General features: G+C 33.7%; 9 protein-coding genes. 4 read left to right on the forward strand and 5 right to left on the reverse strand.

Annotated features, from left to right (window positions below):
- The first annotated feature begins 7 nt into the window (after positions 1 to 7).
- The 4 genes from ACQUQZ_RS12120 (at position 8) to ACQUQZ_RS12135 (ending at position 4,829) form a co-directional block, all read left to right on the forward strand.
- Entirely contained in the window at positions 8 to 2,122 is a 2,115-nt protein-coding gene (locus ACQUQZ_RS12120) for an alpha-glucuronidase family glycosyl hydrolase (RefSeq protein ID WP_435355198.1), read from the forward strand.
- Positions 2,119 to 2,931: an SDR family NAD(P)-dependent oxidoreductase gene (locus ACQUQZ_RS12125; RefSeq protein ID WP_435355199.1), complete on the forward strand. Its 813-nt coding sequence runs from the start codon at positions 2,119 to 2,121 to the stop codon at positions 2,929 to 2,931. The genes ACQUQZ_RS12120 and ACQUQZ_RS12125 overlap by 4 nt, the downstream gene beginning before the upstream one ends.
- 73 nt (positions 2,932 to 3,004) lie before the next feature.
- Positions 3,005 to 4,042: a glycoside hydrolase family 43 protein gene (locus ACQUQZ_RS12130; RefSeq protein ID WP_435355200.1), complete on the forward strand. Its 1,038-nt coding sequence runs from the start codon at positions 3,005 to 3,007 to the stop codon at positions 4,040 to 4,042.
- 373 nt (positions 4,043 to 4,415) lie between these two features.
- Positions 4,416 to 4,829 (forward strand): sugar 3,4-ketoisomerase, encoded by a 414-nt coding sequence (locus tag ACQUQZ_RS12135; protein WP_435355201.1) that lies wholly within the window; start codon positions 4,416 to 4,418, stop codon positions 4,827 to 4,829.
- 33 nt (positions 4,830 to 4,862) lie between these two features.
- On the opposite strand, the gene ACQUQZ_RS12140 is transcribed toward ACQUQZ_RS12135, so the two are convergent.
- From ACQUQZ_RS12140 to ACQUQZ_RS12160, 5 genes are all read right to left on the reverse strand, one after another.
- Positions 4,863 to 6,818 (reverse strand): sialate O-acetylesterase, encoded by a 1,956-nt coding sequence (locus ACQUQZ_RS12140; protein WP_435355202.1) that lies wholly within the window; start codon positions 6,816 to 6,818, stop codon positions 4,863 to 4,865.
- 41 nt (positions 6,819 to 6,859) lie between these two features.
- The gene (locus tag ACQUQZ_RS12145) at positions 6,860 to 8,050 is read right to left on the reverse strand and encodes an AGE family epimerase/isomerase (protein WP_435355203.1); all 1,191 of its coding nucleotides are present in this window, start codon (positions 8,048 to 8,050) and stop codon (positions 6,860 to 6,862) included.
- 25 nt (positions 8,051 to 8,075) lie between these two features.
- Complete coding sequence (locus ACQUQZ_RS12150) at positions 8,076 to 9,245, reverse strand: glycoside hydrolase family 130 protein (RefSeq protein WP_435355204.1); 1,170 nt, start codon at positions 9,243 to 9,245, stop codon at positions 8,076 to 8,078.
- Between the two features lie 202 nt (positions 9,246 to 9,447).
- Entirely contained in the window at positions 9,448 to 11,274 is a 1,827-nt protein-coding gene (locus ACQUQZ_RS12155) for a sodium:solute symporter family protein (RefSeq protein WP_435355205.1), read from the reverse strand.
- 76 nt (positions 11,275 to 11,350) lie between these two features.
- Complete coding sequence (locus tag ACQUQZ_RS12160) at positions 11,351 to 12,466, reverse strand: glycoside hydrolase family 26 protein (protein WP_435355206.1); 1,116 nt, start codon at positions 12,464 to 12,466, stop codon at positions 11,351 to 11,353.
- Positions 12,467 to 12,829: the final 363 nt, after the last annotated feature.

Consider the following 12,829-nt stretch of genomic DNA (forward strand, 5'->3'; position numbering starts at 1 on the left):
AATTATAATGAAGAAATATCTACTCATATTAATTTTAGCAACAATTAATCATCTAAGTTTTGCTGATGATGGCTCACGTTTATGGCTAAAATATGATCTAATTAAAAATGTTCAACAAAGAGAACAATTTTCTAAACATACAAAATTTATATCGGTAAGTAATTTCAAAAATGAAATAATCTCCAAAGCATCAGATGAGTTAAAAACTGGAATTGAAGGCTTATTGGGCAAGAAAGCCTCCATCATACTTGAAGCTAAAAATCAAACAGGAGGAATTATTCTTGAAGTTTCTAATCATCAGACTTTGACGCAAAATCTTGCTGACGGCAGTTTTGCTATATTTGCCAAAGGTGGAAATATTGTGATTTCTTCAAAAACTGAAGTTGGTGTTTTGTATGGCTCGTTTGAATTATTGAGAAAAATTCAGACCTTACAATCTTTAACAAATATCTCTATTATAAGCAGTCCAAAAATAAAAATCCGAATGCTGAATCATTGGGATAATGCAAATGGAACAGTTGAGCGTGGATATGCTGGTTCTTCTATTTGGAAATGGAATGAACTACCTTTTAGAATTGACCCAAGATATATTGCTTATGCTCGTGCCAATGCTTCAATCGGTATTAATGCTACTTCTATCAATAATGTCAATGCAAGTTCAAGATTCTTAACTGCTGAATATCTTGAAAAAATAAAAGCAGTTGCCGATGTTTTACGCCCTTACGGAATCAAAGTTTTCATTTCAGTCAATTTTAGATCTCCACGTACATTAGGAGGACTAAAAACTTCTGACCCACTCGACCCCGAAGTTCATAAATGGTGGAATGAAAAAACGAAAGAAATTCATCAATATATACCAGATTTTGGTGGATATTTAGTAAAAGCAAATTCTGAAGGAGAGCCTGGCCCTCAAGATTATGGAAGAACACACGCCGATGGAGCAAATATGTTGGCAGAAGCCATGAAACCCTTTTCAGGAATTGTCATTTGGCGTGCATTTGTTTATAATGCCGATCCTAATGGAGATAGATTTAAAGAAGGATTTGAACAATTTAAGCCATTAGATGGAAAATTTGATCCAAAAGTGATTGTTCAAGTAAAGAATGGTCCAATTGACTTTATGCCACGTGAACCATTTCATCCAATGTTTGGTGGTTTTTCAAATACGCCTCTTGCCATGGAATTTCAAATAACTCAGGAATATTTAGGGCAATCAACGCATTTAACCTATTTAGCACCAATGTTTAAAGAGTGCCTTGATACTGACACTTACGCCAAAGGTAAAGGCTCTGAAGTTTCAAAAGTAATAGATGGAAGCTTATACAATAACCAAAACTCATTAATGGCTGGAGTTGCCAATACTGGCTCTGATGCTAATTGGTGTGGGCATCCATTCAACCAAGCAAACTGGTATGCATTTGGTCGCCTTGCTTGGGATTATACGCTTAGTTCTGAACAAATTGCCAAAGAATGGATAGGTATGACGTTGACCAATGATGAAAAATCAAAAATGCAGATTAATGACATTATGCAAAAGTCTTTACCAACTTATATCAGTTATACTTACCCACTTGGATTACACCACATGATGGGAGAAGGGCATCATTATGGACCTGAGCCATGGCTTTCAAAAGCAGGTCGTCTTGATTGGACTTCTGTTTATTATCACCGAGCCGATTCAGTAGGTTTAGGCTTTGACCGTACTGGCAAATTAAGTAATGCTTTGAATCTTTATTCAAAGCAAATAAATGATTCTTGGGGGAATCCTGACAAATGCAATTTAAATTATTTGCTTTGGTTTCACCACATTCCTTGGAACAAAAAATTAAGTACAGGTAATACTTTGTGGGAAGAACTTTGTTACCGCTATTATAATGGTGTAAATCAAGTAAAAGATTTACAAGAAAAATGGGAAACTGTAGAAAATCAAATTGATTCTGAAACATTCCAAAGTGTAAAAGGAAGGCTCAAAATTCAAGAAAAAGAAGCCATTTGGTGGCGAGATGCTTGTGTTTTGTATTTTAAGGAATACACAAAGATGCCTATTCCAAGCTCACTCACTCCACCAAATAGAACTTTAGAAGACGTAAAAAAAATAACAGAAATTTATCATTTAAGATGACTAACCTATCAACATCAGAAGTACCAATTAAGGTACAACACCATCATTCTCACGAAACAGCCTTCTCTTTAGAAGGAAAACTAATCCTGATTACAGGTGGCGGAAGTGGCATTGGCTTTGAAATTGCTCAGTGCATGACTTACGCTGGGGCGAGAATTATTATTACTGGACGTAGAGAAGATGTTTTAAAAGAAGCAGTTACGCAATTAGGTAAAAACGCTCACTATTTTGTTAATGATGTAACTGATTTATCTTCTCTAGAAGGCTTGGTCAATAATATCGAATTAGCTCATGGTCCAATTGACATATTGGTTAATAACGCAGGTATCAATATGAAAAAACCTGCATTAGAGGTTTCTGATGAAGATTTTAATCGGATTATTCAAACCAATCTTAATGCAGTTTTTGCACTAACTCGTGCTTGTGCTGCTCGCATGATTGCTCGCAAAAGTGGTACAATTATCATGATTTCATCTATGGCTGCTTATTATGGTATTGATAGAGTGGTAGCTTATGCCGCATCAAAATCAGGTTTGGAAGGCATGGTAAAAGTTTTAGCTTCAGAATTTTCACCACATAATGTAAGGGTAAATGCAATCGCACCTGGATTTATCGAAACAAATATGATGAAAACAGCCATGAGCAGCGACCCTGACCGCATGAATCGTGCATTGAATCGCACGCCAATGGGGAAATTTGGGAAACCTTCTGATATTGGTTGGGCTGCTGTATTTTTAGCGTCTGATGCAGCTCGGTATATCACAGGTGTTTCTCTTCCTGTTGATGGTGGAAACTCCATTGGATTTTAAGTAATTCTTCAAAATTTTTAAAAACCTGTAAGGTATCCTTTATAGGTTTTACTTTTAAATCTTAAAAATCAATATGAATATCTTCAAAACAACTGTTGTCCCTCTCCTACTTTTTGGAGTATTAGATATTTTTGGACAATCAAAAAAGCCTATTTCACCACCATTGGTTTCCCACATTTTCACAGCAGATCCCTCTGCACATGTTTTTAACGGAAAAATATATATTTATCCCTCACATGATATTGAGTCTCCAACAGCACAAAATGATGATGGAGGACTTTTTGATATGAAAGATTATCATATCTTGTCGATGGACTCACCACAATCTCAAACAAAAGACAATGGAGTTGCACTCGCAATCAATGATGTTCCTTGGGTTGGACGACAACTCTGGGCTCCTGATGCAGCATTTAAAAACGGCACCTATTATTTATATTTCCCAGCCAAAGACAAAGAAGATATTTTCCGAATAGGTGTTGCTACGAGTAAAAATCCTGTTGGGCCTTTCAAAGCTGAAAAAGAGCCAATAAAAGGAAGTTATAGCATTGATCCATGTGTTTTTAAAGATAAAGATGGAAGTTTTTATATCTATTTTGGCGGCATTTGGGGTGGACAATTGCATCGTTGGAATAAAAACACTTATCAAGCAAATGCCAAGTACCCTAAAAAAGGAGAACAAGCAAGATTACCAAGAATTGCTAAACTATCAGCTGATATGAAAAGTTTTTCTGAGGAAGTGAAAGAGGTAAAGATTTTGGATGAAAATGGAAATCTTTTCTTGGAAGATAACAATGATAAACGCTTCTTTGAAGCAGCTTGGGTACATACATACAAAGGGAAATACTATTTCTCCTATTCAACAGGCGATACTCACAATATTTGTTATGCCATCGGTGATTCTCCTTATGGCCCTTTTACATATAAAGGAATTGTTTTAAAACCTGTGAGTGGTTGGACAAATCACCATTCAATTGTTGAATTTAAAGGAAAATGGTATATTTACTACCATGATACGCTAATTTCAAACAAAACTCATTTAAGAAACATTAAAGTAGCAGAATTGAATTATAATCCAGATGGAAGTATTCAAACAATTGATGTGAAAGAATAATAAAGAATAGGATTTGAATGCAATATGAAAATTTATAAATTCCTCATCTACTAAATTCTACTTTCTTAAATTAAATATTAAGCGTATGTCGAGTGATTAAATTTACCATATTTTGATCTCAAAGAGAAATAAAATTATAAATCTGAGTTTTAAGTAATTTGCCTGAAATTATTAAAAAATAGATAACTATAAATATTCATTTTTTTTATTTTTAATTAAAAAAAATCAAGAAATTAATATATAAATTTCAAAAAAAGAAAAAAGTGATAAAAAATTATTATTTTTTTACTAAGTTTACAAGTATAATCCAAATTGAATCAAACAAACACAAAATATGGAAAAATTGACATTTCCATAATCTTTTATAAAATCTATGCCCAAACTCTTTACTTTACCAGTACATTCAAGTAGCAGAGGAGATTTGACCGTTTTTGAGAATGTTCTGCCAGGCACGCTCAAACGTATCTTTTACATTTCCAATGCTGATGGCGAAACCCGTGGAGGACATAGACATATTAAAGCATGGCAAGCTTTGATGTGTGTGCAAGGCACTTGTGATATTTATGTTGAAACACCAAACAAAAAATTCGTATTTACTTTAGATGAACCAAACAAAGTTTTAGTACTTGAACCTCAAGACTGGCATACACTTGAAAACTTCACAGAAAATGCTATTGTTTTAGTAGTTTCTAATGAAAATTATAATCCAGAGGATTATATTTACCCAAGTTACAGTGATACATTAAAAGTTACTGAGCCAACTGAAGAAGTACTTAAAAAGGATTGATAACCAATATCAATCCTTTTTAATTTTTCATTACTATTCAAATTTTTGTCCAAAAGTCATTGATTTCCAACTATCTGTACGAAACGGACTAGCAGGAAAACCTATACTATTAAATAAATTTGCTTCTATTGGAGCATCTGACCAAGCATACCTCACAGCTAATGGTTTTTGTCCTTTAGGATGCGTAATTATTACTTTATCGCCAATTATTTCGGCTTTTGTGTAGTAAAAAACCTTGTCTTCACCTGCAATTTCAAAACCTTTTAAATACCCATACTTATCTTTTGCTATCAAGCCATTTCCTGCAAATTTAAATGTTATTATCGCTTTATCTTTTTCAAACTTAGCAGATTGGTATAAAGGTCCACTTGGTAAAACATCTTGGAAATAATCATTTTTTAGTGCTGTTGCTGCCAATCTTTTCGCTACATCTTGCTTATTGGTTGGATGTATGTCATTTTCATTCCCAACATCAATAGTTACAGCCATGCCAGTTTTTGGCAGATTTAGTGTCATGACTTGTGCTTCACGTAATTCAGCCCAATTACTTCCTTGATTACTATCTTGGTTAGCTCCAAAACTTGATAATTGTACAAAATAAAAGGAAAAATCCTCACCCCATTGTTTTCTCCAGTCATTAATCATTAATGGAAAACTTTGTCGATATTGATATGCTCGACTTGCATTTGACTCTCCTTGATACCACAAAGTTCCACGAATGGAAAAAGGAATTAAAGGAGCAACCATACCATTAAAAATGGTTGTACCAATATTATTACTTGAATGTACATATTCATGTTTTTCAGCAAAAGATGGCATCAACTTCCAATCTTTAGCAATATTGATTCTTTCAGATGATGAACTTACATATAAATCTTCATTTGTGCCTTCTAAACCTAAACCATACCATGATGGATCGAGCCTACTTCCAAACTTGATAATTAATTGATTATTACCCGCTTTCCAAGTATTTACAGGTATCGTTATTTTTCGATTTCCTTTAAAAACTCCAGCAGCAATCATATTGCCATTAATATATATTTCGTTGAAACTATCTTGTACCCCCAAACCCAATGTAGTTTCTTGTTTGCTCATTTCATCTGATATTTCAATTGTCCGAGCCATATACCCTTTGCCACGAAATGCCCAAATTCCTTTCCAATCCCATTGTCCAAGTGGACTTTCAGTATTCACCCATTTTGAAAAGTCATAGTTCGGTTCAGTATATTTTTTTTCATCTGCTGTACTTGGTTGAAAATCGCTTCCAAAAAGTTTCTTACGAACATTTTTGTCATGAAAACTATCAGCCTCCGCCCAATTGTTCGGTAGATTATTTGCATAATTTTTGAGTTCATCGTTAGTGAGCATCGCTTCTTTACTTATCCAACCTTCGATCTGAGAGCCACCCCATGATGCATGAAGCAGACCAATTGGGATATTCAATTTCTGATGCAATTCACGAGCGAAAAAGAAACCTATGGCCGAAAAATCACCTACAGTTTGTGCTGAACTTATTTGCCAATTACCTGATTTTAGGTCAGCTTGGGGTTGTATTGTAACTTCATGTTCAACGAAGAAATGTCTAATCTGAGGGAAATTAGCATTTTTTTGCTCTTCTTTGAAGTTTTTTGCTTGTTTAACAGTCCATTCCATATTTGATTGTCCTGATAAAAGCCAAACTTCACCAATCAAAATGTCCTTAACTTCAATTTTGTTTGTATTTGTTGAGACCTGCATTGAATACGGCCCACCTGCTTCCATTGCCGAAAATTTCACTACCCATTTACCATTAGCATTAGCTTGAATAGTTTGGATTTGATTGGATAATGCCACTTTTACATTTTCACCTGGATTTGCCCACCCCCATACAGGAATTGGTTTTTGTCGTTGAAGTACAACATGGTCTGAAAATAAACGAGCAAGTTTTAATTGAGCAAAAGAGGTAAGATTACTTACAGATAAAAATAATAAAAATATAAAATGTTTCATAGATTGAATAGAATTTTTGATTAAGCAAATCTACATTTTTTTCACAATCTTTTTAGTATTTCTAAACAAGCTCTAACATTATGATAAGGACATTTCCAAAAACCAATTTTATCTTCCTCATTCATTATTGAATAATCACTATTGACACCCCAAAACCATTCACCTTGCTGTGTATCACGTAAATATTTTTTTATAAAACTCCATAACTGAAATACTTTTTCTAATTGCTTTCTATCGTTTGCCAATTGATAAGCATTCAAAAATCCAACCATGCCTTCGGCACTCACCCACCATTCTCGATGACTATCAAAATGTTGATTTGTTGGATTAAATTCATGAATTAAACTTCCATCTTCATTTAATCCTTCAGAAGCAGCATTTACAATATTTAGTGCGATTTTCTTCCATTTCATTATTAAATCATCATCTTTCAATATTTCGGCGGCTTCGAGCAAAAGCCACGAAGCCTCAATATCATGACCATAAGAAATTGCATCCGATTGCTTTTTCCATTCGTTATCAAAGAATAAACCCAAATGAAAATTTTCGTGATTGATTATTTTATATTCAAAAATATCTAATAAACATCTGATTTTTTCGGCTAAAAAACTGTTCTTCCACACACTATATAAATTGACGTAGGCCTCAATGATATGTAAATGTGTGTTCATTGTTTTGGGGTCATTACGGTCTTTTTCACTTAACCTTAAATCTTCAATTATCTCCCAACTTTGTGTAAAAGCCTCATTGTATCCATCTGTAATTTTATCGTAACTATGCAACTCGATTAATTCAAATAATTCGATGGCAAAATCTAAAGCCTCTTGTACTTGAGTAGCTTTATAATATTCAGACAAACCATAGATAGTAAAAGCTAAAGCATAAATTTGTTTACGAGTATTCAAAGGGTTACCTTTTGCATCTACCGACCAATACACACCCCCATAAATTTTATCTCTAAAATGTTGATTGATATATTGAAAAGCTCTTGTTGCCGCTTGAAGTCTATCAAGTATTTTTGAATCATCATTTTGGTTATATGCTGCAGAAAAAGTCCACAAGATTCTTGCATTTAAAACACTACCTTTTTCGGCATGGTGAAAATTTTTCCCCTCGTTATCCATTTTCCCAATGAACCCACCATAAGAATCATCAAAAGAATAGTTCAGCCAAAATTGAAGTATATTTTGCAATTCAGTGTAAATTTCAGCCTTAAATGTAGCCTTATCCATTATATCTTTTCTGAAATTATTAAATTTATAAGGCTAAATTCTTTTCAATAATATTTTTCAATCTCTCAACTGAAGTAGCAGAACGAAATCCATCAGAAGGAGTATTGATACAATAATCCATCAATTTGTCTAAGGTAGAAGTAGCCACGTGCATCCTTGTATCGGAAGAAGCATAATAGATAAAAACGGTTCCATCTTCATCTAAAATCCAGCCATTTGAGAAAGCAACATTTGATACATCTCCTACTCTTTCATTTCCTTCGGGAGCAATAAAATAGCCAGCTGGTTTATAGATTACCTTGGTTAAATCAACTAAATCAGTCATAAAAACATATAAAACATATCGTAGTCCGGCGGCAGTATTTCTAACGCCATGTGCTAAATGTAACCAACCTTTTGGTGTTTTTAGAGGTGCTGGGCCTTGTCCATTTTTTACTTCATAAACGGTATGATAATGTTTTTCGTCAACAATATATTCTTTTTCAACATTGGCATTCATCATTGAATCAGTAAATCCTAAGCCTATTCCTCCTCCAGTTCCAGCTTCTATAAACCCATCTTGTGGGCGTGTATAAAGTGCATATTTTCCACTAACAAACTCAGGATGAAGTACAACATTTCTTTGTTGTGGTGAAGGTGTCTTCAAATCTGGTAAACGCTCCCATGTTTTCAAATCTTTTGTGCGTGCAATACCACATTGAGCAATGGCTGATGATTCATCACCTTTTTTTGCATTTGGATCTTTTCGTTCTGTGCAAAAAAGCCCATAAATCCAACCATCTTCATGAGCAACTAACCTCATATCATATACATTACCATCGGGAATATCTGTTTCTGGCATTGTAATTGGAAAATCCCAAAATTTAAAATTATCAATTCCATTTGGGCTTTCTGCAATGGCAAAAAAAGATTTTCTATCCATTCCTTCTACCCTCACTGCTAAAATAAATTTTCCATTAAATTTTATTGCCCCTGAATTGAAAGTTGCATTAATACCAAACCTTTCCATCAAGTAAGGGTTTGTCAGTGGGTTCAAATCATATCTCCAAATTAATGGGGCATGTTCGGCAGTTAAAATTGGGAATTCATATTTGTCATAAATCCCATTCCCAAGAGCTACTTTCGAGTTTTTACGTCCCAAAAGTTCTTCATAAGCTTTTGTAAGAGCCGAAAAGCGATTTTCAAATGTGGTCATTTATATAAAAATTGATTGTTTTGAGTAAATTTTAGGAATTAGGAATTAGGAATTAGGAATTAGGAATTAGAAACGGCATCCTGATTTCATAAAGTTCATTTATTTATAACTTTTCTTTATTAATTTTTTTTAGATTTTCTTTCCTAATTCGTCATTCGAAATTCTTAACTCGTCATTTGCCAGTTCTATTCATCTATATACGTTAATCTTCTAACCTATCCCACCATGTAAATTTCAAAATGAAAATAATACATGCCAATATGGCTATATCAAATAGTAAAGGGAGATGCATCCCTAATACAAAATACATAGGTAAGGCTGTTAGACAAAGCTGTGCAATAATACCTAAAACCACATTAAACATATCTATTTTGAAACCTTCATTTGCTTTAAATGTAGGTTCATCTTTCAAAACCAAATCATGAATTGGTCGCCAAAATCCCCAAGGACGAACTGTTTTATAGAAAGATTTTAAAACTTTTTCATCAGTAGGCGGTGCTAAAAATGTTCCACCGAAAGATGCCGCTAAAGAGATTATAAATAAAAGTGGCCACCAATATAAAGGTAAACCTGTGGTAAGATATGGCATCACTAATGCCGCTATAATTCCAGCAGCCATTCCCCAAAAAAAGCCATTGGCATTAAATCGCCACCAATACCATTTTAAACAGTTGGCAGCAACATAACCGCCATATAAACCTCCCACAATCCACTGCAAAATTTCATTGACACTGTTTGCCATAAAACCTAAAATAATTCCAATAATAACTACTGCAATGCCAACAATGTAGTTGATCGAAATTGTCTTTTTATTATTGGCATTTGGGTTAATATATTTTAAGTAAATATCATTTACAATGTATGCTTGTGCTGCGTTGAGTGTGCCACTAAATGTACCCATAAATGCACCCATCAGTCCAGTTAGAACTATTCCAAGCACACCAACAGGCATAAATTTATTGACTGTTTCGGGTAAAATTAATTCAAAATCAATTTCGCCTAAAGGATTTTTTATATGTAATTGATTATAGTATAATAATGCTAAAACAGTCAAGCCAATAATCATTGAGTATCGAACAGGAAGTAGAATGATACTCACAAAACCAGTCATTTTACTGGCTTCTTTTGGACTACTTGTACTTAATATTTTTTGCATATCATAATTTGGAGCAGGCCCAGCCAATGATGCAAAAACCCCTTTCAAGAGCATCATCATAAAAAACAGTCCAAAAATGCCATATCCATCAGCAGCAATTTTATCATTCACTTCTGGCCTAATTTTCGACCAATCAAGGTTTAAATTCCATCCAAAAAATGGACTATCCCAGCCATTGGGTAGCACTAAAGTATTGCCATTGAGATGGTTCATTGCTATGACGGCAATTGAAATTGAAGCGATAATCATGATACTATATTTAATCACATCCCCCAAAACAATGCTGTGCATACCTCCTAAAACAGAGTAAAATGTTGCAATAATTGTAAATATAATTCCATAAAAATGTGGAATATATTTAGCAGGAATATCAAATGGTACATAATCTTTCACAATATGCCAAGGAATAAAAATCTCAATGAATTTTCCTAAACCCACAAATCCATAAGCTAAAAACCCAAAACAACTCAGCAAAGCAAATGCAATAACCACAATTTGTGAACTTTTCACGCCTTGTCCAGTCATTCCAAATCTGGTTTGAAGCCATGCTGCTCCCGTATTTGAATTGCTTCGTCTTAGCCATTTACTCAAAAACATCATTAAAAAAACTTGGTTAAAAACTGGCCAAAGCCAAGGAATCCAGATGCTTTTTAAACCATAAACAAAGCAAAGACTAACCATCCACATTGTACCACTAATATCAAACATATCCGAAGCATCACTCAAGCCAAGCATATACCATGGCAATTTTTTCCCACCCATCAGATAACTATCTTTATTTTCCTTCGCTTTTTTCCGCATATAGAAGCCAATGAAAATCATCGTGGCTAAATATGCCAAAAGTATCAAAACATCAATTGTTTGAAGCTTCATGTTTTTTTAAGGTTAATGATTGATAGTAAATTGTTCATATTCAATTGCATACATTAATATTGTCAAATCATTTTGATTATTGTTTGTAAAGGTTTCTTGCGGCAGTTTGTTTTTCAAGAATTACTTTTCCAGACTGAATCATTTTCATAAAATCTTCGGCACTTTTTTGTCCTTTATATGGTGCATAAAAATGGTCAGTTCTTCCATTTCTCCACACCAAAATGTAGGAGAGTTTGGTATCTTGGACAACAGGTAAGACAATGTTTGTCCACCAATTAGCTTCTGTCAATTGTTCCAAACCCATTTCAGTTATAGCACATGGTTTGTTCGTTTCGGTGGCAATTTCCTGTAAAGTATTCACCATTCGCTTAAAATCAACTTTGAATGACTCATTACTTATAGGAGCATTACGGTGATATAAATCAAAACCAACCAAATCAACAAAATCATTTCCTGGGTATCGCTCTAAATAATGTTCCTTTGAATTAAACTTATCTGTAGAGTAGGCAATTAGTAAGTTGTGTACTTTCTTCTTCTTTTGTAAGTAATTGATTGTAAATTTCCACATTTTTATATATTCTTCGGGAGTACAATGTCCCGATCCCCACCAAAACCAAGAACCAGTATGCTCATGGAATGGTCGAAAAATTATTGGGATTAATTCACCATTTGCACCTTTTAAGCTTTTCAAAAAAACAGCAACTTTATCTAACCAAGATTTATATCGCTTTAGGTTGTTTTTATTATCAAAAATATGCTTGATTGTAGAATCTGCTTTATCCCATGAAGACTTTTTGGGATCGGTTGGATTATTGAAATGCCAACTAATTGTACTTATTCCACCGCGATCGTATGTTTCTTGAATATATTTTTGAATTTTAAGGAAAGGTACTCCATCTAAATTATTTGCATTATCAAACTCAATTTTCCCCAAATCCCAACCAAGAACGGCAGGATATTCTCCCGAAACTGACATTACATCAGAACGCCCATCTTCGCCAATCCAACGAGTGCCATCTTCATTTAAACCGTAAGCCAAACCATCTTGATGCCCAAACATCACGCCTTTGTATTGGTATTCTAGCAAATGACGATATAAATGTCGAGTTTCTCTGGTAGCTTTTTTATCAATTTGAGCCATTGATAAAAAACTAATCAGTACACAAATAGAAAAAAAACTGTATTTAATCATGAATATCTAATTTGAAGCTTTGAAAAAGTTAAGGTTAATTTTTCTTTATGGGTTACGAGCTAATTTTATGAGTATTTGTTAATTCAACGAACAATAGAATTTATTTATATAAAAGTTTTACTAAGATAAATTCAGGGCAAGTAAGACTCGCCCTGAAAGAAATAAAGTTTTAAACCTAAAACAAACAACTGTAAATATTTGGAGTGGAAACATCACTTAACCAACAGTGCTATTTTATAAAATTATTGACACAAAATAACACTATTTTAAATGCAGCTACATAACACAATTTTACCCATTTATTGCACTTTTCTTACACAAAACATAAATAATTGCATGAATACATTTATGCACTATTATAGG

The sequence above is a fragment of the Emticicia sp. SJ17W-69 genome, assembly GCF_051209875.1.
Lineage (GTDB): Bacteria > Bacteroidota > Bacteroidia > Cytophagales > Spirosomataceae > Emticicia.